Genomic DNA, 25,459 nt, shown 5'->3' with positions numbered 1-25,459 from the left:
CACTAAAAGCCGCTTTCGAATCTCTTCGTAAGGCGGCTTCATATATAAATTAACGATTACCACCCCCGGCGTCTCCGGGAGTACTCAGAAAATTGAAATTAGTTCCTTCGTATACGGATGGCGTTCTTCAGCGAACAACGCATCTGCGCCAAAGCGGTCAACGATCTGACCTTCCCGCATAACGATGATACGCTGGCTCATGCGATGTACCGCAGCCAGATCATGCGAGATGAACACGTATGAAAGACCAAGCGATGTCCGCAGATCGGTGAGCAACTGCAAAACTGCTCCTTGCGAGATCACGTCCAGGCTGGCCGTCGGTTCATCCAGAACAACAACGTCCGGTTCAATGCCAATAGCACGTGCAATCGTGACGCGCTGACGCTGTCCACCACTTAGCTCATGGGGGTAACGTCCAGCCAAATCGCTAGGAAGCTCCACCGCTTCAAGCAGCTTTTGGACGTAAGCTTCCTTCGACGTATAGGTAAAGTGGGACAGCTCGGCGTTCCGTCCAAGTTGTTCATACGGATCGATTAGTGAATCGGCAATCTTGAGCTTGGGATTCAGTGCTGCCATTGGATTCTGGAAAACAATCTGAATCTTCCGGCGATGAGGTCGCAACCGTCGACCGCTCAGCCGCGCAATATCCTGTCCACCCAGTGTAATCGAACCTGTATCTGCATCTTCAATCCGTAGCAGACAGCGGGCGAGCGTACTCTTGCCGCACCCGCTCTCGCCAACCAGGCCAAGGCATTCGCCATGGTTCAGAGTGAAGGAAAAATCATTCACAGCCGGTCGGTCTGCACCTGCATACGTTCGGCTGAGATGTTCCACGTGAAGCACAGGATTGCCAAGGGTGCTGAGCAATGAAGCATTGTCTGAACCGGCAGTATCTATATCCGCATCTGTAACTGCATGATCTGTTTCTGTAGTATTTATGCCTGCATTGTCTATGTCTACATGGTTTACGTCTTTTGCAAAATCGTGGCTTCGCACACCAGATTCTTCTTCGGACTGCACAAGTCCACGGCGTTCATCATTTGTGGTTGTCTTCATTCCGTTCCTGCCTCCTTCAATCCCGACTTCAGCGAGCGACTCAGAACGGGAGCCGCATCAATCAGCTGACGCGTATATTCATGCTGAGGATGATCGAGAATGCGATGTTTCCCGCCAGATTCGACGATCTGCCCTTCCTTCATCACAGCCAAGCGGTTGGCATAGCGACGTACATGGCGCCAATCATGTGTGATAAACAGAATGGCACATCCCGTCTCCGCTTGTTTGCGTGCCAGCAGTTCCAACACGCGATGCCCAGACACACTGTCCAGGGCCGTCGTTGCCTCATCTGCAATCAGCAGACGAGGAGACAGCATTAGCGATGTGGCGATTGATGCTCGCTGAAGCTGTCCACCGCTCAATTGGAATGGATAGCGGCGCAGCAATTCAGCGCCAAGGCCAACCGATTCCAGCGCTTCCTCCGCTCGTTTCTTGCGGATGGATGAAGACTTTTCCCCATGTACCTTCTGGTATTCATCAAAGTGCCCACCAATACTACGAAATGGCGTAAATGCTCCCTGATAGTCTTGAAAAATATATGAGATGCGGCTTCCCCGCAGGGCGCGCATCTCCTTCGGCTTCCGTTCGAGCAGGTTACTGCCTTCGAACATCACTCGCCCCGACGCATGCAGATTGGGCGGCAGCAGACGACCAATCGCTTGCGAGAGTAAGCTTTTGCCACTACCACTCTGTCCAACCAATGCCATGAATTCACCTTCGCGAACAGCCAGAGAGACTTGATCTACAATCGTACGATCCCGACTGGAGATGCTCAGTTCCTCAATGGAGAGAATCATGGCTGCACCTCCTTCTTCACATCAAACCGGTCTCTCAGATAGTCGCCCAGCATGTTGGCAAGCAGCACTACCGAGACAATGGCAAGGCCCGGATAGATCATCAGCTCTGGCCGAGACTGGAAGTAAGGCCGTGAGTCGTTCAGCATCGCACCCCATTCAGGTGTTGGCGGCTGTGCGCCAAGGCCGATGTAGGACAAGGAAGAGATGAGTAGAATGATTTTGCCCAGATCAAGACTGGCCAGCACGAGCACATGGCCTGCGATATGTGGAAGCAGATGTTTTCTCATGATACGACCGTCCGAAAGTCCGTTGGTGCGCGCAATGCGAATGTAATCCTTTTGGGACTCCGATAAAACCGTACTTCGAACAAGACGCGCATAACTAACCCACTTCACGATCACAATTGCCAATACCAGATTGCCGATTCCCGCGCCTAGCAGGCCACTGAGCACAATCGCCACGATGGTATCAGGGAAAGCGAGAAAAGCATCAGCGATGCGCATGAACAGCTTGTCAACCCAGCCACGTTTGTATCCTGCGATCAATCCAAACGGAATACCAATCAGCAGGGCAGCACCGAGTGCCAGCAGGCTATAACCCAGTGTTTGCCCGCCGCCAAGTAGCAGACGTGTCAGTACATCGCGGCCCAGGTGGTCGGTGCCGAACGGATGGAGAGCACTTGCGCCCTGCAATCGTCCGCGCAGATCCGTTAATGTGTGATCATGCTTCAAGTATAAAAAGGCATATAAGGAGGCCGAGATGACCAGCAGTGCAAACAGCAGACCAATGATCGCCTGCCAGCTATGTTTTTTAGATTTTGTAGGTGGAATGGGCAGGGGTATGGTTTTCATCGGTGGGCCTCCTTTTCCTTCAGTTTCATTTCGGGATTCAAATAACGATAAGATAGATCAACCGCCGTATTCACGAGGGATACCACGATAGCCATGATCAGAATGTAACCCTGGATCAGTGGATAATCACGCTGGCGGATGGCATCAACGACAAGCTTGCCAATACCCGGATAAGCGAACAACACTTCAATCACGACAACTCCGCCAATCAGGCTACCGAGACTGACGCCGAATACTGTAATGACAGGCGGCAGACTGTGCCGGAAGGCGTGAAGCATGAAGATCCGGCCTTCGGATAACCCTCTTGCCCTGGCGGATCGAACGAACTCCTGGCTAAGAGAATCTAGCAGGCTGGAACGCAAAAGACGCACATAAACGCTGGAGATGGCAAGTCCCAGCGTCAGAGATGGCAGAATAAGCGAGGTGAATCCATCCCGGCCCATGGTTGGCAGATTGCCAAAGCGTACGCCGAACATGTCGATCAGGATTAGACCCAGCCAGAAGCTTGGCACCGCCGCACCCACAATGGAGAGCATCCGGCTGCCGCGGTCAATCCAACTGCCACGATGGAGTGCTGATAGCGAGCCGAGCGGGATAGCTATAACGAGCATGACCAGCAGTGCGCCAATCGTCAGTTCAGCCGTAGCAGGCAGCGCACGCATCAGGGTCTGCATAACTGGCTGGCCTGTTGAATACGATACACCGAAGTCGAGACGAACAAAATCGAGCAACCAGTTGCCGAACTGGACAGGAAGCGAATCATTGAATCCCATCTCCTCGCGTACAGCTTCGACCTGCTCCTGACTAACAGACAGTTCGTCCACATTCAGGATCGTCAGCACGGGATCACCCGGAGCCAGACGAATGAACAGGAAGCTCACAAACATAATGAACAACAGAAAGATAAATACTTCAAGGAACTTCCGAAGCAAAATGCGAAACATTACATCACATCCAGCTTATTGGTAATCATGTAATATTCACTGCGAGTGGTAACCCAGTTTTTGATCTTCTTGCCGTTGTAGGCAACGATCGTACCTGGATGCAGCACGAATGAATTCAGTACGTTATCATGCACATAGTTGGCTGCCTTCTCGGCAAGCTCTGCGCGCTTCTCCGGTGCAACTGTTAGATTCAGTTCGTCGATGATCTTGGTCAGTTCTGGATCTTCCGATCCACTGAAGTTAAGAGCACCCTTCGGATGGTACGTTGCATTCAGGTAGTAGCCTGCATCCCCACGAGGAGCCGTCAAATTACTGTACGTCGCAATATCCCAATCGCGGTTGGATGCCATATAATCTTCTGGCGTGTCAATCTGGCGAATCTGCACGTCGATACCGATCTTCTTCGCATCAGATTGGAACACTTGAGCGATCAGCGGAAGATCGGCACGGGCTGAATATGTCAGCAGCGTCAGCTGCAAAGGTTTGCCATCCTTGGTCATCACGCCGTTTTGCTGCGTGTACCCTGCTTCGCCCAGATATTTTACAGCGACATCAGCTCCGGATTCCGTTGCTGTATCCGTATAGGTTGGTGCGAATGGCAGCGATGGCAGGAACGGTCCGATAGCAGCTTCGCCATATCCTAGCAGGATCGTGTCGACGATACCCTGACGGTCAATCAGCGCGTCCAACGCACGACGGACATTGAGGTCCTTCATACTCTCCCGCTGCATGTTCATCGTTAGCTGATGCACGCGGAATGTCGATGTGGACTCAACCTTCATGCCGTCCATCGCTTTGAGCGATTCGAGACTCTCTACCTCCGGACGGTATACGATATCTACCTGCCCAGATTTGAGAGCTAGTGTGCGGGCATTGGCATCTTCATTGAATGAGAACGTGATGGAATCTAGAGGCGATGCTCCGTCCCAGTATTCATCATAGCGGTCCAGTTCCAGCTTGCTGCCTGGGGTAAAAGAGGTCAGTTTGAACGGGCCCGTACCAATCGGCTTGTTCACAATGTCCGGCTCACTCACGTCGATAATCGCCGTGTTGGGGTTCACCAGTTCTGAAGCGAACTCCGGGAACGGCTGAGTTGTGGTAATCTCCAGCTTGTCGCCCTCGGCTTCAATCGTATCGATCTTAAGCGCGTTCTGGATAGCTACATTCTCCTCAAGCGCCCGCTCAAGGGATGCCTTAACGGATTCACCCGTCATCGGCTTGCCGTTCTGGAAGGTCACATCATCTCGCAGGTCGATCGTCCAATGCTGTCCGTCTTCGCTCTCCCAGCTCTCGGCGAGCCATGGAGCAACCGTCAGGTTCTCTTCATCGAGACGAACCAGCGTTTCCGTAATACCCGCGCGCAGCGGCACATAGCTGGAATCCACATGTGGATCTAGCGAACTGGTGGAGAAGTTATATAGGAAGTGAACATTTTTATTATCGGTGGATGGTTGCGCAGCGGGACTGGACTCAGATGATCCGCAGGCGCTCAACAGTCCAGCGCTCAAGGCCAAGGAGACCAGCGCTAGCAGTGGCGTCTTTTTATTCAAGGTAATGCCCCTCTCTCTTAATCGTAATCATTATGATCTAAACAATGAATATTATCATATCGTAATGATTACGTTTTGACAAGAGTTATATTGGTGTTAGAACGAGAAAGAATCCGACTCTCGGATGAGAGCGGATTCTTCATGTTTTTTGTTACATATAAATGATTGATTAGTGGGCATTTCCTTTGCGATCCGGGATTGTTTACAGGTAGAACCATGCAAGATTCCTCGAAGAGTTACAATCCAGTTTCGTAGTCTTCCAGCAAATGTGACCAGTAACCTCGATGTACTTTAAGGATTAAACAAAATAGAGTTTATGCGGAACATTTCAAATGCAAAATTCGTTTAGGGACTAAAGAGGGGGAGTACGATGAGAAGATATTCACTTATCGTCTTAATGATTGCTACTGTTATGATCCTGATTCTTAGCAGCTGCCGTATTGAGCCCAATCAAGTCAGAGTAAGTAAAGTACCGAAGGAGTTACACACCTTCTATCCTGGCGACATTACACAGGTTGATTCTATTGAAATGATGAGTGGCAGTGATGGTACTAAAAGAACAACTACAGATCAAGTGCTGATTCAGGAATGGATTGAAAAGGTACGCGATTTAGAAATTGTACTTGATCCGGGGCAAGAAGATGCAGCAGGAGTTTTGTTCCATGTCACAATGTTTGAGCAGGGAAAAGAAGTATTGTATATGACACCTACCGATATGAATCATCAGCGAATGCAGCCACAGTTGGAATTGGCTAACCGAATGTCCGAGCTTTATGATGCCTTAGAATAAAGTTTTTTGAAGCATAATTAAGCATTTATACTCAAATAAAACGAAATCAACATTATCATTTCTAATGGCGAGATGCCCCTCCTAACAGTCAGATTATTCCTGGCACAAAAAGTACACCTCCGTTTGAGAATTTCAGGATAATGGGTACAAACAAATAGAACTATAGGTCCTCACAAACAGCATCTAACATGGATTAAAATATAGTATAGATCAAGAACTGAGGATTGAGACGATGACAAAGATACAGATCCCTGTGGATCAAATGACACACACGATTGGCGTGTTTAAGGTAGGACACGGGCACTTGCAACAAACTCTGGCTAGATTAAACAGCCAACTTACTCCCCTACTCGACGGTTTTGAAGGCGAGACAGCCGAGCGCTTTGCCCATTTATACCGTTATGCAGAGAAAAACCTGAATACCACTCTGGAGCTGCTTCATACAATATCTCTTCGTTTGGAACAGATCCGGGAACGCTTTGTGGATACTGATTCCACTATGGTTAACATCTCTGCGTTGCTACAATATCAGGCTAATCCGGGCACACCTCGTACTAATGATCTTGTTTGCGGCCCAAATGATCCCCCTCCTAAACGAAGCGTTGAGGAACATGTGGATGCCTTTTTCAATCAGGCCGGAGAAAATATATTAGCGATTGGTGACTCTGCCCTGCAATTAGGTAAAGACCTTATCGAACATCCATTAGATACTGCGGGTAACTTCTTGTATGATAATACCATTGGTACAGTTACCGACATAGGGAGCGGAATCGCCTTTAGTTGGAACTATGCTTGGGATAACGGAGATACCCGAGAACAGGCAGAAAAGCATATTGCAGCCGAGTTTGATAAAATGAAGCAAGAAGGCGGAGCAGAGTACGCAGCAAATATCACAACTTCTATGCTCCTCGGAATCTTCGGTAGAAAAGTCGGGATCAAGTCCATTGATGGCAAACAGCATCACTCGCCCCATACGGATTCTGGAGGGGGAAAGGGAAAAGAAGCAGATACGAATTTAAATAGTTATTCTGGAGCTCCCTTTCACTACAGCCAAGAGCCTACAAAAAGAGGTGGCAAAAGTATTGCAGATCAAATTGCTGAACGTGGTTGGAATGATCAACGATTGGGTGAAGCTATGCATGAGCCGGCAGGCACAGTGGATTGGATTGACCAAAGAAAAGGACAGAATAATGCGCCCGTCACTGTATACTATCATGAAGATGGCGGTTACGCCGTTAGAAGAAACGACACGGGAGAAATCATCCAAGTTAGTCAGGTAGATGATCCTAATTGGAGCACATACTGGTCAGATGATGATATAAATTGGATTAAATAGCTCCAGGTTTAAATTCAATTATTAATAGGGAGTAGATCAAATGGTCGATAATAATAATGCATGGAGCACGGAGTATCCTCCTGTTGATATTCATACCGTAAAGACAGTGGAAAAGACTTGGGGTATACAATTCCCCTCTGAGTACATTCATTTCATAGAAAAATATCACGGTGCAGAACCTGCCCAACGGACGTTGAACATTAGTGGAAAAAAAGTGATGTTTTCTTCCTTCTTAACCTTCATCGCATTTGATGAGCTTGATATATTGGATATATATAATGAGCAAAAGAACAACCTTCCTCCTAATCATTTTCCTTTTGCTATAGATGTAGAGGGTAACCTGTTTTGTTTTAATTACAGCCACAATTCTCAGCCTAATATTATCTATATTGAAACGATAAATTCTTACAACCCCTTGGGTGGTCATGTGGCCGCCACAGACTTTACAGCGTTTATCCAACAATTTAATTAAACAATCTGACTTCATCCAGTAAGGATGGAGTCTATACTAGAATCAGAATCTTGAAAGGATGCTCTCATGATAACCGATAAAAGCTTCTGATTCGGGAAACATTTGTGTAATGACCGGCCCCGCAGGATCTATAAAGGATTTTAAAAGAGGTGTTACATATGTTAGTTAAAAAAATAATAGACGAATGGGACCCCATTGATCTATTCCCCTACGCTCCTGAGGATGAATATGAGGAAGAGGTAAAACAAATTGAAGAATGTACTCGTAACGCCAGCTTGGATAAACATAACTTAGCTAAAGAAATATACACGATGTTCAGTGAGAAATTTGGGAGCGATATATTCACTGAGAGTTTAGAGTCATGTACAAATATTGCGAATAAAATTCTGGAACTGCCGCACTTCATAGGCTATACATTATCTAAGCTTCGTACCTACGAATGGGTCAGATATAATATGTTTGCAAGAGAGGATCTTTATCATCACACGCCTGGATTTTATTTCAGATTTTTCAATCCAGGGAAGGTGTACAACGAATTAGCTATCTGTATAGATGCTTTCCAGGGCGAGTTACAATGGAAGTTGTATCTTGGTCTTGAGACTCGCAACCAAAATTACAGCTTGGAACCATATGAAGTATATCAGGCAAGATTAACGGACGAATATAAGGAAAATTATAATCTAAAAGGAATTTTAGGTGATAAGTATAACGAAATATGTGAAAAAGGGATCAACGACATTCCATCTTTAAGTGATCATATTGAAGATTGGTTTAATTTAGTAAATAAAAAGCCGATCTTTCCTGACCGTGACTAAGTATACGACTGTGACTCAGGTAAAATATAAACTGCGTATGATCAATTAAATCGTAGGCAGTCTTTTCAACGCTCAGAGTGTGTGTCTATTTAATCAACTTAGATACGCTCCTGTCCTATCCCCTCCAACATCACCCGATACCGTCCAATCTGCTCCGCTGTCGCCTCTTCCCGCAATGATTCCAACAATACTGTGCACCTTATAAAATACCGATCCATCCCTAGCTTATGCGCTAACCTGATTGCCTGCAAAATGAACTCCACAGCCTCCTGTGGTCTTTCCATCCACTGTTCGTACAAAGCTCGCTGATAACAGTAATGGTACATACCTTCGTTGTTTGAAGAATTAATTTCTGTGCCTTCGCCCTGCATCTGATCCTCGAACACATCTAAAACTCGATCAATCTGCCATCTATGCCGCACTGCTGCTTCCGTAATCACTTTCAGACCCGCTAACCATTCCTCAGGATGCTCAAGCAAAAAGTTCACATACTCCTCCAGCAGTTGCACCTGCCCGGCTTCAATCTCGAGAGCATACCGATTCACCAGTGCCTTATGTCTGAACTCCTGTACCACCAGCATACCTACCTCATTCAGATCCTCCATCCATCCAAGATCTCCATATTGAGCGATACAAGCTCGCGCCTGATCTACCTGTCCCATCTTCTGGTGAGCCATACCCCGCATTAGGTGACTGAACCCGTAATAGTAGACCAAGGGCCGCTCGATGTGTATATGTGGTGCAGGCACTCCCTTTGACTGATATTCCTGCCGCTCTTCATGGATGGACTGCACACATTGATATAACATGTCCGCCCTCTCCATCACCTTGTTCCAATTTTCAAAAGCCACAGCCATGTCCAGCATTTCAACAATGATGTCCGGTTTGAGTGATTTTAGGATAGATTTTCGCAAAAGGAGATCCTCCTTTAAGTCCGAGATATAGTAAATAGAATTCTATGATTTAGCATTAGTCAGCCCAATTAATTATTTCCCTTTTCAGAAACTACAAAGAAGTAGTACAATATAATAAATATAATACTTAATCGCAGTTTTTTCAAGATATTTTACCGCCTTTATATCTCTGCTAAATACATCGATACTCTCCTAACCTTTAGGAGAGGTGGTTAATATGACAAAATTACGGAATTCGGTCGGTGAAAGGATTAGGGCAATTCGTAAGGCGAAGGGTTTGACACAACAGCAGCTCGCAGAACTTTCAGGATTAGACGATGCATATGTTGGATCGGTAGAAAGAGGGGAGAGAAATTTCTCTATCGATACTTTAGAAAAGATTATTTCCTCATTAAATATGCCAGAACAGGATTTCTTTTATCAAGATTCTAGTAATGAAACTGAATTAATCAAGAGAAAAACAATTGATGATTTTTCAATTTTTTTGAACCATTTGAATCAAGAGCAAGTAGAAATTGTGAAGAACATTCTCAATGAAATCAAAAGAGCATTTTAATGACAGTCTTTTTATAGAATCTGAAACTTAGCCTACTTGCAATTATGTTAAGACAGCTATTCTACTCATTCTATAATAGAAAATAATAGTATTTTAATAAAATAATAGGTTAAGGTCTTAAGTGACCTTAACCTATCGTTAAAATAAGTAAAGTTGTCCATTCTCATCGCTTAAAGTTTCATCGTTCACTTCAGCAATTAAAGTTTCCCAAGGCCAAGTAACAGTTAAATGTTTACGATAAAAGAGTAATTGTCTATCAACTGCGGAAATTTGGTCAGTTGAGTCATTGTATGCAATTACAAGTCCTCTGCCACCCTCATCAACTTGTAATTCTTCTAGCTTGTTTAGTACTGTTCTAAGGTTTCCTTTTTTAATCCTAGCTTCTCTGCTATGAGCAATCTGATATATTTCATCTAACTCAAGTCCATTTATTAATTTATCATCACTTGCAGATACAATAACTGCCATAGCATGAGCGTATATCCCAGTTGAGTCCTTTCTTTTCCTTATTCCAGCTGATACCGTTCTTGCAAACTGTTGATAAATAGCGTTTAACTGATCTGCGTAACTTGCTCCGGCTGCATTAAAATACTGTTTATTCGATACATCTAGTTTAGTTTCTCGTTCTTCATAAATTGCCGCTTCATCTAGAAGTAGCAATATCAGCTTTTGAAGAATACCTACATTACCAAAGCAATTATCAATAACTAAACTCTCCAAACTATTAGACAATTCTATATTGAGTGCTTCGTTTCCCTTTCTGATTACTGATTTTAAATCGTCTGAAGACCAATAAATCGACATCTCAACGATTCTCCCAGACAAATCTGCATTTAAATAAGTAAGCAAATTACTTTGAGACCATACCCCGATAATAATCACAAAGCATCCGTAATCCCACAAAGTTTTTAAATCAAAGGAAAATTTCTTTCTTTCTTCTACGGAGAGGTAATGAAAATCTTCAATAACCAATCTTTTACCAGAGTTGATTATGATATCAGCAACAAACTTTAAATCATTAACATCTTGCCCTATTGGCTTTTCTCTTAAGCTATCATTGTTATCTGCCTCAATTGCCGCTTTTACTCCTAATTTCGCCAGAAGAACTATTCCAAGGCTACTTTGAGCCTCTATTCTGCCTTTTAGGCTACTCCCTCGTGTCTCCTCAAGTATTAATTTTATACCGATTTGAGATAATGCATCCGTATATATATCAACAACACTTTTACCAAAGCGGCACTGAACAACGATTGAATTAGGAATATTCTTTTGTCTGAACCATGACTTTCCACACTTAGATTCACCTCGTAGTGCAATATGAGTGGGTCTCTCCAAATGCCGTTGTACTGAAATATCTAACTTTCCCCTATCTATGTAGGATGGAACTAATATTGTATTGGACACACCAAAAACGTCCTGAGATTTTAATTTGTTTAACATAATACAACACCCCCAATTCATTTATATTTATAAGATGAGTTATTATTTACCAATCAATAATAACACAAATTCTAACAACATATGATGTATTCTCCCAACCCACAATTCTCCCTAATATGTAGCTCTATATTTAACCACATTATCTTAGCTTCCATTGATATTATAATTAGCTGAGTACACCACTGTTCTTTTCCCTTTTAAACAACTCCCCGCTCAAACGCCGCAAACTCAATCCGATTACGCCCATTCTGCTTCGCCTGATACAACGCCTTATCCACCGCAGCGAACAGTTGAGTCAAGTACCCCTCCGGATTGTCCGGTACATGGACAACTTCAAAGTCCTCAAAGGACAGAATTCCAATACTAATCGTAATGGACACCTGCATAATCTCGTGATCCACCATGATGTGGTTGGACTCCACAGCTGTTCTTACGCGCTCTGCGATTTGATTCGCCAAGTCATGCTCCGTATGCGGAAGGTAGATCATGAACTCTTCCCCGCCATAACGCGTCAGAATATCCGTACTGCGGATGGATTGTTTGACGGCCTCCGCCGTGCGGACGAGCACTTCATCCCCGATGACATGTCCGTAGCGATCATTGATCGCTTTGAAGTAGTCGATATCAAGCAGCAGGAGTGAGAATGGTGTTTTGTATTGAATATTGGTAATGACCTCGTGATTCAGATGTTGCGTCAGATAACGACGGTTGTAACAGTTGGTTAAACTGTCTGTAAGGGCGAGTTCCTCCAGTTTGCGATTGGCCTCGGATAACTCCTGACGGATCAAGTCCAGCGCCTGGTTTCGCTCCTGGAGTGTTACGTTCTGGCGATTCATCTCTTTCACGTAGAAACGCTCCTGCGAGACATCCTGGAACGTGAGAATATGACCGATCGGCACAAGAGCCGAATCCACAATCGGAGAAGATTGCAGGATAAAGTGCCGGATATTGTTGTCCCGCTCCACGATCACTTCAATGTGGGAGAGGGTATTTTCTTTTTTCTTATAATGATTCACGAACTCCCGACAGCTGCCCACAACATGAACAGACTCCAGAAAGGCTTCCATATCAAAAGAATCCCCCACATGCAGATCCATAAAGGATCGCGAGGCTTTGTTCGCTTCAACAATGACTTCATTCTCATCCAGTACCAGGATGCCATATGGAATCGTATTGATCACGTCCTCATGCGCGATGGAGACCAGATCGAACACATTGTATCTTTTGATCACATAGACGAAGAACAGGTCCGACAGAAAGATCCCAAGCGAAGTCATGCCAGGAATGATGAACGGTAAATACGCTCTTAGAACCACATTCAGAATGGCATCAATCGTTGCAAAGACAGCCAAGACCAAGATGCCCCACAGGGTGATCCGCACCTGTTTTTTGATCATGGCAGACGTCTGCGATGAATACACCGCCCGGAACAGAACGACGAGAGACATCAAGAAATAGCTCACCAGAATAACCATCACAACCCAGAACCAAGGGCCGTAAGCCCGCTCGATGTACCCGCCCTCCAGGGGAATGACGAATTCGTTCCATGGGTTGGCGACCACACCTATAGCCCCGATTACCGCAGGAACAAATAGCAAGAAGGTTCCTTTTGCACTCAGACGCTCTGAATAACCGGTAATAAAGATCGTCAGTAGAAGCCACCCGCTCCCAAGCAAGGAGACCGCAACGAAAGATAAGGTAACGTAGAACAACTGCAGACCGGAATCATCCGTGAGCGTACTCGCAAATTGACAGAAAGGCCAGAGCATCATCAACCCGTGAAATAAAAAGTACACTTTATGTAAGTTCGTAATTCTAACTGTAGCAAACACATATACACCTACACCAAACAAAAGGACAAATAAAAAGAGATCATACCATACTAAAGGGTTCACGAATCTTCTCCTTCTTAGATGCTACAATGACAACGTGGTTGTTCATGATTCTATGTGATACTTATATATAACTTCAATAAACACCTATACAATTCTGCTACGCCAAACTTATTGGTTAATTTAACCATATCTTATCACACCACCATAAGGGTGAGTAGCCCATACACTGGAAGTCCGACCAACCTCTGATCGAAATGCTGATCTATTTCTGATTATTTATGAATGCTTTTGAAGGTTTAGAGTACAAACAGGAGAGGAAGATCATCTACTCGGGAGATATTTGGGCAGTGTCATGTGATTCATATTGAGCCATCCGGCTACCGGACGGCCCTTGTATCATTCGGTTACTGCATGTAGAGGGAGGTTGTCCGTGAATAGATCGGGGTTATGCTTGAGCATCTCCGTGATTACCTCTGCGGTCCTAGCCGCATCACATACTCTTACCACCGCATCCCCGAGCTTTCCTGTACGCATCGCACCTTCGCGAACCAGTACTTCATCTACTTTCCAGAAATGCTCCGACCATGGCAACCCACAATGTCTGCGGGATGGTACTGAAATCTGGCTTCCATCTGGTAAAACCGTATACAGCATTTCATGCTCGTCCGTCATTCGTCCTGGGATGTCCACCCACTCTTCGACCCCATGGATAAATGTATTCCGCTTCAAGTCAACGCCTACTAACAAGATCGTCGCTTTCCGATCGAGCAGTTTCCCCCATGCGGAACCTCTTGCACATGGCGTATCGTAGAGATGATCGTCCTTCGTAAACGCCTCTGCGTCCCGTCCTAGTGCTGCTACCGAGTGCGTCGGGTGCCACGAACGAACTACGCCCGGACGTTTACGGAAAAGTTCAGGTAGAATACCCACGCAGCATACAGAATTTTCCACGTGGAACATTGGGTTATCCGCATTAATGGTAGACCACGTATGAGTGGGAAGCACCAACAATCCCTCTTTCATATAGTCACTAAAGGCATCCAACACCGTGTCTGCTCCACCTTCAACCTCGCCTAAACTCTTCATTGAAGAGTGAATGAGCAACGTGCCTTGCCTATCCACACCAAGCTGTTCTAGCTGCTGCATCAAGCTTTCTTTTGTATACATGTCCTTCCTCCTTCATTTCTTATCCCTTGTCGATGAAAAAGCCAATCCTTGCTCAGCCTCACATCATGCTTCTCAGCATAACAAACAAAGGGCCGAGGGTTAACCCCCGGCCACAGAGAAAGATTTGTATAAGTTCAGGCAGTAGCTGCCAATCCACTTTTACTTAATAATAACGTACTCCAGATTCACCAGCTTCGCATACGTCACGATCTGATCTGTTGTCAGGTTCAAGGATACAACCGTATGGTGACCGCCACCATTTTCGATCCATGCTTTCACTCCATCCTGGAAGTTCGGCTTCACGCTCCACAGAACACGCGCTACCGGCAGATTAGGTGCTGGAACGGTTGGCTCAAATGCAGATACTTCATTGATCAGTAGTTTGTAATGTGTACCGAAGTCTGCCATGGATACCACGACACCTTCACCTGCTTTGCCATCGAACACAAGACGTGCCGGATCTTCGCGATCGCCAATACCCAGTGGGGACACGATGATTCTTGGTTTCGTGCTAGCTAGTGTAGGGTCTACTTCAAGCATGTGAGATTGCAGGATCGCTTCTTGTCCAGCAGCCATCTCGTATGTGTAGTCTTCCATGAAGCCCGTGTTCTCGTTATGAGCCATGATTTTCAGCAAGCGATCCAGCGCAGCTGTTTTCCAGTCACCCTCACCGGCAAACCCGTACCCTTGAGCCATCAGGCGTTGAACTGCCAGACCCGGAAGTTGCTTCATGCCATGCAGATCTTCGAAGTTTGTAGTGAAGGCACTGTAACCACCTTCGTCCAGGAAACGTTTAATGGCAATTTCATAACTCGCTTGCACACGTACGCTGGCTTCCCAAGCTTCCTTGCTGTTCGTGCCGTAATCGAATTCGTAGAGGTCTCCATACTGAGCGATCAGATCATCGATTTCCTGCTCTGTTACAGCGTTCACGTATTGCACGAGGTCGCCAATGCCGAAGTAATCAACGGTCCATCCGAATTGGATCTGTGCTTCCACTTTATCACCTTCGGTTACGCCTACGTTGCGCATGTTATCACCGAAGCGTGCTACTTTGATGTTAAAGCTTTCATTATAAGCTACCGCTACGTCCATCCAGTCAGCAACCTGTTGTTGCACCTCTGGGCGCTCCCAGTAGCCAACAACGATTTTATTTTGTTTTCTCAGACGGGCATTAATGAAGCCATATTCGCGGTCACCGTGAGCGGCTTGGTTCAAGTTCATGAAGTCCATATCGATGGTTGCCCACGGAATGCTTTCGTTGAATTGGGTTGCCAAGTGCAGCAAAGGTTTTTGCAGCAATTTTGTACCACGAATCCACATTTTCGCCGGGGAGAACGTATGCATCCACGTGATGACACCTGCTACTTCGTCGCGATAGTTGACTTCTTTCATCGTGCTCGTGATTTTATCTGCGCTTACTGCCAGATCCTGCAATACGAGCGGGTATGGCAACACACCACTTGCATTAAGGGCATCCGTGATTTTCTGTGCGTTGGCTTTTACTTCGCCCAGTGCTTCTTCTCCGTACAAGTGCTGTGAACCGACGACAAACCAGAATTCTTTTGCTGCTGACATATAATCATCCTCATTTCATTATTTTATAGTTGAACATTTGGGTTTACACTTACCACTCCGATTGCAGTACCATCTTCCGATCGCTGGTTATCCCCGGATTTTTTGATTCCCTTTTTGCAAAGGGAAAATCCTGTGATAAACGCGAGCGCTTCGCTTCTACAGATTGGTACTGCACTCTCCGTTATCGTGTAAAAAGTTTGATACAACTTCATTGGTAGTAGTAACAAACAACTTATTCGCTTGAATTATTATCAACCGATCGCTACATAACCTAATTACTTCTGTCCGTAATACGCGTCTTTTCCGTGTTTTCGCAGATAGTGTTTATCCAAAATGCCTTGTGGCAGTTCCTTCGCAAAGTTATTCAATTGCCGCGCGTACAGGTTCATTTTGCACACTTCCTCCAGCACGACACTGTTTACCACCGCAGACTTGGCATCTTTCCCCCACGTAAACGGTGCATGACCATGGAGCAATACTGCCGGTACAGCCATAACATCAATCCCACGCTGTTCAAACGTTTCAATAATGACGCGTCCTGTCTCCGCTTCGTATCCGCGATCAACCTCGTCCTGGTTCAGGAAACGTGCGCAAGGCACCGCCCCATAGAACGTGTCCGCATGTGTTGTTCCCATAACGGGTACGTCCAGTCCGGCTTGCGCCCAGATGGTCGCCCATGTGGAGTGTGTGTGCACGATGCCGCCAATCTCCGAGTAATGCTTATATAGTACGGCATGTGTTGCGGTATCCGAGGAAGGTCTCATCTCACCCTCCACCACGTTACCGTCCAGATCAACCACAACCATGTCGCTTGCTTTCATCGTATCGTAGCTGACGCCACTTGGTTTGATCACGAACAGACCGCTTTCCCGATCGATTGCGCTGACGTTACCCCATGTGAATTTCACAAGTCCGTGCTTTGGCAGTTCCAGATTCGCCTGGAATACCTCTTCTTTCAGTTGTTCTAACATGTTATTCCCTCCCGTTCTCTACCAGATGATCTACGGCTGATTGCTCAATCGCAAGTCCACTCCGATAGCGTTCGATAAATGCTTCAAACCCTTTCACATCGGATGCATCCGGTGCCACTTCGACACCCTCCACATCGTTAAAGACTTTCTGCTCCAGGAACACATCCAGGCTCTCCTCTTGATCCTTGTTGATCATGTACGAAGCCAGAAGCGCCATGCCCCATGCGCCGCCTTCACCAGCGGTAGACATTACCGACACGGGTACGTTCATCGCAGCGGCTACAATACGTTGTCCTACCACAGGGGTCTTGAACAGGCCACCATGAGCCAAAATGCTGTCAATGGCTACATTCTCTTCCTCCGTCAAAATGTCCATACCCAGCTTGAGTGCACCGAAGGCACTGAATAGATGTGTCCGCATGAAGTTTGCCAAATTGAAGTTGCTTTCCGGGGAGCGGACGAACAATGGACGGCCTTTCTCAAGTCCCGTAATGTTCTCACCTGAGTAGTAACCGTAGCTGAGCAAGCCACCACCATCAGGATCTGCCTCCAAAGCCTTGTTAAACAACACGCTAAACAACTTGGCGTTATCCACTTCATATCCCATTGCTTGAGAGAATTCACGGAACAGTCCAACCCATGCGTTGATATCACTGGAACAGTTGTTGGCATGAACCATCCCTACTGGGCTACCATCCGGCGTGGTGACCATATCGATCTCGGGATACACTTTGGATAATTCCTTCTCCAGTACGATCATCGCAAATACGGATGTGCCGACGGAGATGTTGCCCGTACGTTTTCTCACGCTATTTGTTGCCACCATACCCGTTCCGGCATCGCCTTCTGGCGGGCAGAGCGGAATGCCTGCTTGCAGATCTTGTGAAGGGTCGAGTAACTTGGCTCCCGCTTCCGTCAATGCACCTGCGTTCTCACCCGCGAGATATACCTTGGGGAGAAGGTCCTCGACCTTCCACGGATAGCCTTTTCCTGCGATCTGTTCGTCGAACTGTTGGATCATAGATGGGTGATAGTTATGTGTAGACTCGTCAATTGGGAAAATGCCTGAAGCATCGCCGATCCCAATCGCCTTATTGCCCGTCAGCAACCAGTGGATGTATCCAGCCAAAGTTGTCAGGTGATCGATCTGTGGCACATGCACCTCTTCGTTCAAAATCGCTTGATACAAGTGGGCAATGCTCCAGCGTTCCGGAATATTGAATTGCAGAAGTTCCGTTAGCTCTCTTGCAGCTGCTCCTGTAGTAGCATTACGCCAGGTGCGGAAAGGTACCAGCAGTTCGCCCGCACTATCCAACGCGATATATCCGTGCATCATGGCCGAGAATCCAATAGAACCGACCGTTCGCAGCGTAATTCCGTATTTCTGTTCCACATCTTGCTTCATCTCACGATAAGCCGTTTGCAGACCTGTGATGATATCCTCCTGGTTGTACGTCCAATATCCATCCTTCAGGCGGTTCTCCCATTCATAACTGCCTGATGCGATGGTCTCAACACGCTCGTCAATCAATACCGCCTTAATCCGCGTTGATCCAAATTCAATTCCGAGCGAAGTAGCGCCCTTAGTAATGGCTTCTTTCAAGTCCAATTGACTCATAATCACGTGTATCCCCTCTCCGGTCGCGATTTCACATCCCAAAGGATGCATATATAAGGTGAAGCTTCTACTTATGGCAGTAGCTAATAATGAATTTTGTATAAATGCTTCCTGTTGTGTTTTTAAAGAATGCGCTTTCCTTTTCTGACAGCCTTAGTATATTTTTTGTACGTACATTTGTCAATAATATATAATAGTTATACTTACAAAGGACACATATTGTAGTCTATTTAACCATTCAAAGGTCTTATATGGCTATAAATCGGCTATGCTGTAAGGTACACCTCCATGAAAAAAGGCTAGATATGTACGGTTTATTTCGAAAAATGTTCGGTTTTATTTTCATCCTATCTGAATCATGCTAAAATATGTACGTACAACTATTTGAACAACAACGTTTATATAGATGAGTAACGATGAAAGAAGTGGACTACGTGAAGCCAAAATACCAGGTCATCATTGATGATATAAAGAGTCATATCCTTTCGGGGACATATAGCATAGGCGAACAGATCCCCACCGAGTTGGCATTACAGGAAAGCTACACCGTAAGTCGCCAGACCGTGCGGAAGGCTATTTTGGAGTTATCAAACGAAGGGTTTTTACGAAGCGAAAAGGGTTCAGGAACTTACGTTAGCAATCAGTATCGATCACGATCAGGTGGCAATACTTCGAAGAAAACGATTGGTGTGATTACGACTTACATCTCGGATTACATCTTTCCGTCCATTATCCGCGGTATTGAGAGTCGTCTGAATGAGGACAACTACTCGTTACTGCTGGCCAGTACTAATAATGATGTAGCACAGGAGAAAAAAGCCCTCGAAATGATGCTCTCCTACGGCGTGGATGGCCTGATTGTCGAACCGACCAAAAGTAATCTCTACAATCCCAACATTGCGTACTACCTGTCCTTCAAAGAGCAGGATGTGCCGTTTACGATGATTAATGCGTTCTATGAAGAGCTGGAAGTTCCATTCTTCTGTCTGGATGACGTGCAATCCAGTTATCTTGCCACACGGGAATTGATCTCCAAAGGTCATACCCAGATCGGTATTATTGCCAAAATGGATGATTTGCAGGGCAAGTATCGGATGAAGGGGTACATCAAGGCACTGGGTGAAGCGAAGTTACGGTTCCATCCTGAACAAGTGCTTTCCTTTGATACCGCATCGAAACCGGATTTATCTTCTAATGTAGCAACGTATCTGGACGAAAGCAGGGATGCGCTCACTGCGATCGTCTGTTACAACGATGAGGTGGGACTGGAGGTCGTGCACGCCTGCAGGCAACTGGGCATCTCGATCCCGGATGAGTTATCCATCATTGGACAAGACAATTCGTACATCGCCAAGAATGCCAACATCCGGCTAACAACACTAACACATCCCCAAGAGCAAATGGGCCGTGATGCTGCCGACTGGGTGATCAAGAATCTGCAAGGCAAAAAGGATCTGCCGACGAATACCTACTATCAGCCGGTGCTGGTTGAGGGGGAGACGGTGAAGGAGATCGTAGTGGAATAATATCGGATTGGGGCTGGGCATTAAGGTGTTATCGAGCGTTCTTTATCCAACGTGTATTAAAGAGGGCCGTCAGAATCATCTGCGGCCTTCTTTGTTCTCGTTCACTATAATGAAGAATTAATTTTTTTTACATATCAATCTTCTCAATTGTATTTTATTTCGTCTGATCCGCTTCTTCGCTTACCAAACTTACAACGACGCCTTTCTTCTTCAGGTTCTCTACTACCTGCTCAGCACGCTCGTTCAACGGATTGTTAGCCAAATATACCTCTGTCAGATGTGGGATGGTTTTGAGTACTGTAATATCCTCAATGAGGTTATCTTCTACATATAAATACTCCAAGGTCGGATGATTTTTTAAAGGTGTCAGATCTTGAATTTTATTATCGTTCATAATGACCCATTCCAACTTTAACTTCTGAAGAGGACTTAGATCAGTCACCTGATTCCCACTGGCGAGTAAACTGGTCAGCTTACGCATATTTTTTAATGGAGCCAGGCTTTTGATTTTGTTATCGTCCATAACCAGATTTTGCAGACTAGTCAGACCTAAAAGTGGCGAGATATCTGCAATCTGATTGCCTTCAACAGCTAAGAACGTCAATTTCTTTAACTTGTTGAGTGGCTTAATATTTTTTATATTTTGACCAGGCAAAAATAAATCCGTCATATTAACGGCATGTTCAAGACCTTGCAGGTTAGAAATCTTACTTTTTAATTCCATAGCATATAGAGATTTTAATTTTTTCAAATCGGCAGCCTTTATTTCCTTCTTAGCCGACATCTTCAGATCTGCTCGAATAACTTTGGCCAAGACCGGGTCCTTAATAAGCGACGACGCAGCCAAAACGCTCGTTGCCGGTAATAATACAAAAACCAAACAAAGTACGATCAACTTTTTGATGATTTGATTATGCATGTAGAATCTCCTTACATTATTTAATACTACAAATATACCATGATCTGGAATGAAATACATGGATATTATCTTCATCCTATTTTATTAAAAACCCTCCTGCTCTCATCCTATAACTGTTCCGTTAAGAACGGATAATGGACTACTTCTTCAATGAATGTAACCCTAATATAATATGGGCGTTTACAATTTTTTCATTGACACTGCCTTTAATAAAAAGATATATTTATTGATGTTGATAATCATTATCATGTATATAAAACGTTTTATATATCTATTTTTTCACATCTCAATGGATGTAATTGATCAATCAGGATGTTAAGCACTACCAAATACATTTTATGATTCAGGAAGGGGAAACACATGAATACAAAGAGAAAGTTTCCATTAACGGCTTTACTGATTTCACTGATCTTTATCCTGGCATTGGTAGGTTGTGGCAACCAAACAGCTGACCCAGCAGCAACTCCTGCTGCAAGTGATTCGGCAGCTCAAGCTACAGAAACACCAGCCGCTACAGATGAGAATACCGGATATCCAATTACGATCAAGCATGCACTGGGCGAGACGGTTATTGAGAAAAAGCCTGAGCGTGTAGCTACTGTACAATGGGCGAACCAAGATGTCGTTCTCGCGCTTGGACAAGTTCCTGTAGGTTTCTCGGCAGCTAACTTTGGTGTTCAGGATGACAGCGGACTGTTGCCTTGGACAGCTAAGAAACTCGATGAACTCGGTGTAACTGACCCGAACGTTTTCCAAGATACAGACGGACTTGATTTTGAAGCCATTTCCGATTCCAATCCGGATGTTATTCTTGCAGCATACTCCGGTATCACTCAGGAAGACTACGATCTTCTTAGTGAAATTGCTCCGGTTGTAGCTTACCCAACGGCTCCATGGGCAACAACATGGCGCGAGCAGGTTACGTTTAATGCGAAGGGTATGGGTATGGAAGCAGAAGGCGAGCAACTGATCAAAGATACAGAGGCCATGGTCAACGAAAAATTAGCCGCGTATCCTCAGATCAAAGACAAAAAAGTGGTTTGGGTTAACTTCTCCGCTGAAGACATGTCCAAACTTCATATCTATACACCTGTCGATTCTCGTGTATCTTTCTTGGGTGAGCTGGGATTGGTTGTCCCCGAGAGTATCACAAGTCAAATTACAGATCCTAACAGCTACTCCCTGAGCTTAAGTGCAGAGAATGCTGAAGCCCTTAATGATGCAGATATCCTCGTTGGATACGGAGATGCCGAGTTGTTGAAAGCTATTCAGGCTGATCCTTTGCTGGGTAAAATTCCTGCGGTTAAACGTGGTTCGGTAGCGTTCATTGAAGCAGATACACCTTTGGTTGCTGCTGGAACGCCAAACCCACTTTCCATCTCTTATACTATTGATGATTACCTGAAATTGATTAGTGGAGCTATCGACAAGATCAATGAATAGTACATCGCTTTCGAACGATAATCGAATACGAGCACATGTCCCCAAGAACTTCATCTTGGTGTTAGTGATATGTTTTATTCTGCTCGGTGCAACTATGATTGCCTCACTGGTCTTTGGCTCTAGACCCGTGAGGTTTCATGAGTTAATCGACGGATTATTTCACCCGGAAGTAGACTCATATGGGGCAAACATCGTGCGCAAACGGATCTCCCGAACAGTCTTCAGCTTGTTATGCGGGGTAGCACTCGGCGTATCAGGAGCACTGATGCAAGCCGTTACCCGGAATCCACTTGCCGACCCAAGCATATTGGGCGTCAACACAGGGGCATCCCTGTTTGTGGTGATCGGTATTGCCTTCTTGAACATCAGCAGCGCCAATCACTATATCTGGCTGGCACTGGCCGGGGCTGCAATAACAGCTGTGTTTGTATTCGGAATCGGCTCAATGGGGCGTGGCGGAGCCACGCCCATTAAGCTTGTTTTGGCCGGAGCGGCCATCAGCGCCGCGCTCTCCTCACTCGTCACCGCCATTATGATCCCTCGTTCGTATGTCATGGACCAGTTCAGGTTCTGGCAAGTGGGCAGCGTAGGATCGGCAACTTGGAGTGGAATCAGTACGTTCATCCCGTTCCTGGTCATTGGCGTACTCATTGCGTTTCTTACGGCTCCGGCACTAAATGCGCTGGCGCTGGGTGATGATGTTGCTACAGGACTCGGTGTTCGCACAGGAACACTTCGATTCATTGCAGCCCTTGCAGGGGTTCTATTGTGCGGTGCAGCTACTGCACTGGCTGGACCTATTGGTTTCATTGGATTGTTATCCACTCACGTTATACGCCTTATACTGGGTCCTGACTTACGTTTTGTCATACCCATGTCAGCCATAGCTGGAGCGATCATTCTAACGATATCCGATGTCGGTGGCAGACTCATCAGCAACCCTGGAGAGCTTGAAGTCGGAGTTGTTACCGCATTTATAGGTGCTCCAATATTAATCATCCTCGCGATGCGATCGAAAGTGCGTTCATTATGAGAGATCAATCGATTGAATTTATTATGGCGGGCAGACGTCATCGACGTCGCCGCTGGATACTTGTCACCAGTCTCCTTGCCATACTTGCATGTGCTCTTTGCTGCGCCATGCTTTTGCTCGGCAACACAATCTATCCGGTTAAAGATGTCATCAGCTCCCTTTCGGGAGAGAAGATCAAAGGTGTGTCTTTTGCTGTGAATACGATACGTCTACCAAGAATGCTTACAGGTCTCTTTGCCGGATTTGCCTTCGGTATTGCAGGTTATACCTTCCAGACCATGTTGCGGAACCCGCTGGCGAATCCTAATGTTATCGGGATCACGTCAGGTTCAAGCGCTGCAGCTGTGTTTTGTATCGTCGTACTTCATGCAAGCGGCGCTATTGTTTCTTTGGCTTCAGTGATTGCAGGTCTCGCAACGGTGTTGTTCATATATGTACTCTCCAGAGGGAAAGTATTCTCCATCGGAAGGTTAATACTTATCGGAATCGGTATTCAAGCCATGCTTGATGCGGTCATCTCCTATCTCCTACTGGTTAGTTCTGAAAAGGATATTCCTGCTGCAATCCGCTGGCTCACAGGCAGTCTGAACGGATCTCAGATGAGCGCACTGCCGCCCCTCGTGATTACCGTGCTGATCTGCTCACCCATCATCATGATGCTGGGCAAACACCTCAGTATATTGGAACTCGGAGAACAATCGGCATTTTCACTAGGTGTAGATACGGACAAAACCAGAATTGCACTTATTGTGAGTTCAGTCTGCATGGTTGCCATTGCTACGGCGACTACAGGCCCGATTGCCTTTGTCTCCTTCCTTGCGGGACCTATTGCGAAGAGACTCGTAGGTGTTGGTTCTTCGAACATTCTCCCGGCAGGTCTGGTTGGCGTTAATCTGGTTCTTGCCTCCGATCTCATCGGACAGTTTGCTTTTGAGTACAGATTCCCCGTAGGCGTCATTACCGGATTACTCGGAGCACCGTATCTGATCTTCCTGTTAATCCGAATGAATCGTAAGGGGGAGTTATAATGAAACCGACACATGTATTTGAAGCAAAACAACTCGTTGCGGGGTATGAAAATAAAACCATTATCCACGGTGTGGACATCGTAATACCGAGCAACCAAATAAGCGTCATTATTGGCTCTAACGGCTGCGGTAAGTCTACCCTTTTGAAAACCATGGCTAGGCTCATTAAGCCTACATCTGGTAGCATTACGCTGGATGGCAAAGCCATCAGCAAAATCCCACCCAAGCAATTGGCTCGCGTGATCGGATTACTCCCGCAGTCTCCCATTGTTCCAGAGGGTATTTCAGTTGCGGATCTAGTTGGCCGCGGAAGGTTTCCACACCAATCCTTGTTCAGTGGATGGACCAAGAAGGATTACGAGGCTGTGGCCGAAGCCATGACTATCATGAACATTACCGAGTTTGCCAATTACAATATTGATGAGCTTTCAGGGGGTCAGCGTCAGCGCGTCTGGATTGCCATGGCGCTTGCGCAACAGACAGATATCCTTTTTCTCGATGAGCCGACGACTTTCTTGGACATCACGTATCAAGTCGAGATTCTCGACCTGCTCACCGAGCTGAACCGCAAACATGGAACGACCATTGTAATGGTCCTGCACGATATCAACTTATCGGCGCGGTATGCAGATCATATCTTTGCGCTTCACACCGGAAAACTTGTAGCTGAGGGTAAGCCCACAGAGGTGATAACCGCCCCACAGGTTAAAGACATTTTCGGATTGGAATGTACGGTCATAGAAGACCCCTTCTCGGGATCACCGATGGTGGTGCCTAAAGGGCGATATCATGCGAGATAGACAAATAGCGGCAGTTGAGA

At 45.9% G+C, this 25,459-nt stretch carries 23 protein-coding genes; 10 read left to right on the top strand and 13 right to left on the bottom strand.

Translation table 11 applies throughout. The features are described 5' to 3' along the window. Positions 1-84 precede the first annotated feature (84 nt). From ACDJ59_RS26590 to nikA, 5 genes are read right to left on the bottom strand one after another with little or no spacing between them, the layout of a single operon-like run. Complete coding sequence (locus tag ACDJ59_RS26590) at positions 85-1,056, bottom strand: ABC transporter ATP-binding protein (protein ID WP_413406728.1); 972 nt, start codon at positions 1,054-1,056, stop codon at positions 85-87. Continuing rightward, a complete protein-coding gene (locus tag ACDJ59_RS26585; RefSeq protein WP_413406727.1) occupies positions 1,053-1,853 on the bottom strand; it encodes an ABC transporter ATP-binding protein in 801 nt (266 codons plus the stop codon). Before ACDJ59_RS26585 ends, ACDJ59_RS26590 begins: the two co-directional genes overlap by 4 nt. Beyond that, on the bottom strand, positions 1,850-2,704 hold the full coding sequence (nikC, locus tag ACDJ59_RS26580; protein ID WP_413406726.1) for a nickel transporter permease: 855 nt from the start codon (positions 2,702-2,704) through the stop codon (positions 1,850-1,852). The genes ACDJ59_RS26585 and nikC overlap by 4 nt, the downstream gene beginning before the upstream one ends. Further along, entirely contained in the window at positions 2,701-3,648 is a 948-nt protein-coding gene (gene nikB / locus ACDJ59_RS26575) for a nickel ABC transporter permease (RefSeq protein WP_413406725.1), read from the bottom strand. Before nikB ends, nikC begins: the two co-directional genes overlap by 4 nt. Then, positions 3,648-5,198, bottom strand: coding sequence for a nickel ABC transporter substrate-binding protein (gene nikA / locus ACDJ59_RS26570; protein WP_413406724.1), 1,551 nt, complete (start codon positions 5,196-5,198; stop codon positions 3,648-3,650). Before nikA ends, nikB begins: the two co-directional genes overlap by 1 nt. Positions 5,199-5,568: 370 nt before the next feature. On the opposite strand from nikA, the gene ACDJ59_RS26565 reads away from it, so the two are divergent. From ACDJ59_RS26565 to ACDJ59_RS26550, 4 genes are all read left to right on the top strand, one after another. After that, entirely contained in the window at positions 5,569-5,988 is a 420-nt protein-coding gene (locus ACDJ59_RS26565; RefSeq protein WP_413406723.1) for a hypothetical protein, read from the top strand. A gap of 232 nt (positions 5,989-6,220) precedes the next feature. After that, the gene (locus ACDJ59_RS26560; protein ID WP_413406722.1) at positions 6,221-7,324 is read left to right on the top strand and encodes a WXG100 family type VII secretion target; all 1,104 of its coding nucleotides are present in this window, start codon (positions 6,221-6,223) and stop codon (positions 7,322-7,324) included. Between the two features lie 40 nt (positions 7,325-7,364). Then, a complete protein-coding gene (locus ACDJ59_RS26555) occupies positions 7,365-7,796 on the top strand; it encodes an SMI1/KNR4 family protein (protein WP_413406721.1) in 432 nt (143 codons plus the stop codon). Between the two features lie 158 nt (positions 7,797-7,954). Further along, entirely contained in the window at positions 7,955-8,611 is a 657-nt protein-coding gene (locus ACDJ59_RS26550) for a DUF1871 family protein (RefSeq protein ID WP_413406720.1), read from the top strand. 98 nt (positions 8,612-8,709) lie between these two features. On the opposite strand, the gene ACDJ59_RS26545 is transcribed toward ACDJ59_RS26550, so the two are convergent. Then, positions 8,710-9,525, bottom strand: a complete 816-nt coding sequence (locus ACDJ59_RS26545; protein ID WP_413406719.1) for a DNA-binding protein — start codon at positions 9,523-9,525, stop codon at positions 8,710-8,712. Positions 9,526-9,742: 217 nt separating this feature from the next. Here ACDJ59_RS26545 and ACDJ59_RS26540 point away from each other — a divergent pair, with 217 nt between their 5' ends. After that, on the top strand, positions 9,743-10,081 hold the full coding sequence (locus ACDJ59_RS26540; RefSeq protein ID WP_413406718.1) for a helix-turn-helix domain-containing protein: 339 nt from the start codon (positions 9,743-9,745) through the stop codon (positions 10,079-10,081). Between the two features lie 138 nt (positions 10,082-10,219). Here the strand turns inward: ACDJ59_RS26540 and ACDJ59_RS26535 are convergent, their stop codons facing one another. From ACDJ59_RS26535 to ACDJ59_RS26510, 6 genes are all read right to left on the bottom strand, one after another. Next, positions 10,220-11,521, bottom strand: a complete 1,302-nt coding sequence (locus ACDJ59_RS26535) for a hypothetical protein (protein ID WP_413406717.1) — start codon at positions 11,519-11,521, stop codon at positions 10,220-10,222. A 197-nt stretch (positions 11,522-11,718) separates the two neighbouring features. After that, complete coding sequence (locus tag ACDJ59_RS26530; RefSeq protein WP_413406716.1) at positions 11,719-13,416, bottom strand: diguanylate cyclase; 1,698 nt, start codon at positions 13,414-13,416, stop codon at positions 11,719-11,721. A 336-nt stretch (positions 13,417-13,752) separates the two neighbouring features. Further along, complete coding sequence (locus ACDJ59_RS26525; RefSeq protein ID WP_413406715.1) at positions 13,753-14,523, bottom strand: AAC(3) family N-acetyltransferase; 771 nt, start codon at positions 14,521-14,523, stop codon at positions 13,753-13,755. Positions 14,524-14,682: 159 nt separating this feature from the next. Beyond that, positions 14,683-16,101, bottom strand: a complete 1,419-nt coding sequence (gene araA / locus ACDJ59_RS26520) for an L-arabinose isomerase (RefSeq protein WP_017691494.1) — start codon at positions 16,099-16,101, stop codon at positions 14,683-14,685. A gap of 275 nt (positions 16,102-16,376) precedes the next feature. Next, positions 16,377-17,072, bottom strand: a complete 696-nt coding sequence (locus tag ACDJ59_RS26515; protein WP_036611813.1) for an L-ribulose-5-phosphate 4-epimerase — start codon at positions 17,070-17,072, stop codon at positions 16,377-16,379. A 1-nt stretch (position 17,073) separates the two neighbouring features. Beyond that, on the bottom strand, positions 17,074-18,690 hold the full coding sequence (locus ACDJ59_RS26510; RefSeq protein ID WP_413406714.1) for a xylulokinase: 1,617 nt from the start codon (positions 18,688-18,690) through the stop codon (positions 17,074-17,076). Between the two features lie 434 nt (positions 18,691-19,124). Between ACDJ59_RS26510 and ACDJ59_RS26505 the strand changes: the two genes are divergently transcribed. Then, a complete protein-coding gene (locus tag ACDJ59_RS26505) occupies positions 19,125-20,216 on the top strand; it encodes a GntR family transcriptional regulator (protein ID WP_413409920.1) in 1,092 nt (363 codons plus the stop codon). Positions 20,217-20,370: 154 nt separating this feature from the next. Here the strand turns inward: ACDJ59_RS26505 and ACDJ59_RS26500 are convergent, their stop codons facing one another. After that, positions 20,371-21,135 (bottom strand): leucine-rich repeat domain-containing protein, encoded by a 765-nt coding sequence (locus ACDJ59_RS26500; protein ID WP_413406713.1) that lies wholly within the window; start codon positions 21,133-21,135, stop codon positions 20,371-20,373. A 360-nt stretch (positions 21,136-21,495) separates the two neighbouring features. Here ACDJ59_RS26500 and ACDJ59_RS26495 point away from each other — a divergent pair, with 360 nt between their 5' ends. Genes ACDJ59_RS26495 through ACDJ59_RS26480 form a run of 4 tightly spaced genes read left to right on the top strand, consistent with a single transcriptional unit; the run spans position 21,496 to position 25,439 of the window. Beyond that, on the top strand, positions 21,496-22,578 hold the full coding sequence (locus tag ACDJ59_RS26495) for an iron-siderophore ABC transporter substrate-binding protein (RefSeq protein ID WP_413406712.1): 1,083 nt from the start codon (positions 21,496-21,498) through the stop codon (positions 22,576-22,578). Continuing rightward, on the top strand, positions 22,571-23,611 hold the full coding sequence (locus ACDJ59_RS26490) for a FecCD family ABC transporter permease (RefSeq protein ID WP_413406711.1): 1,041 nt from the start codon (positions 22,571-22,573) through the stop codon (positions 23,609-23,611). Before ACDJ59_RS26495 ends, ACDJ59_RS26490 begins: the two co-directional genes overlap by 8 nt. Next, positions 23,608-24,639 carry a FecCD family ABC transporter permease gene (locus tag ACDJ59_RS26485; RefSeq protein WP_169482588.1) on the top strand — a complete coding sequence of 344 codons (1,032 nt, stop codon included), beginning with the start codon at positions 23,608-23,610 and terminating at the stop codon, positions 24,637-24,639. Before ACDJ59_RS26490 ends, ACDJ59_RS26485 begins: the two co-directional genes overlap by 4 nt. Then, on the top strand, positions 24,639-25,439 hold the full coding sequence (locus tag ACDJ59_RS26480; protein ID WP_413406710.1) for an ABC transporter ATP-binding protein: 801 nt from the start codon (positions 24,639-24,641) through the stop codon (positions 25,437-25,439). The genes ACDJ59_RS26485 and ACDJ59_RS26480 overlap by 1 nt, the downstream gene beginning before the upstream one ends. The last annotated feature ends 20 nt before the right edge of the window (positions 25,440-25,459 follow it).

The organism is Paenibacillus amylolyticus, assembly GCF_047302515.1.
GTDB classification, from domain to species: Bacteria; Bacillota; Bacilli; order Paenibacillales; family Paenibacillaceae; genus Paenibacillus; species Paenibacillus amylolyticus_G.
This window is presented reverse-complemented; position numbering and strand designations above follow the sequence as displayed.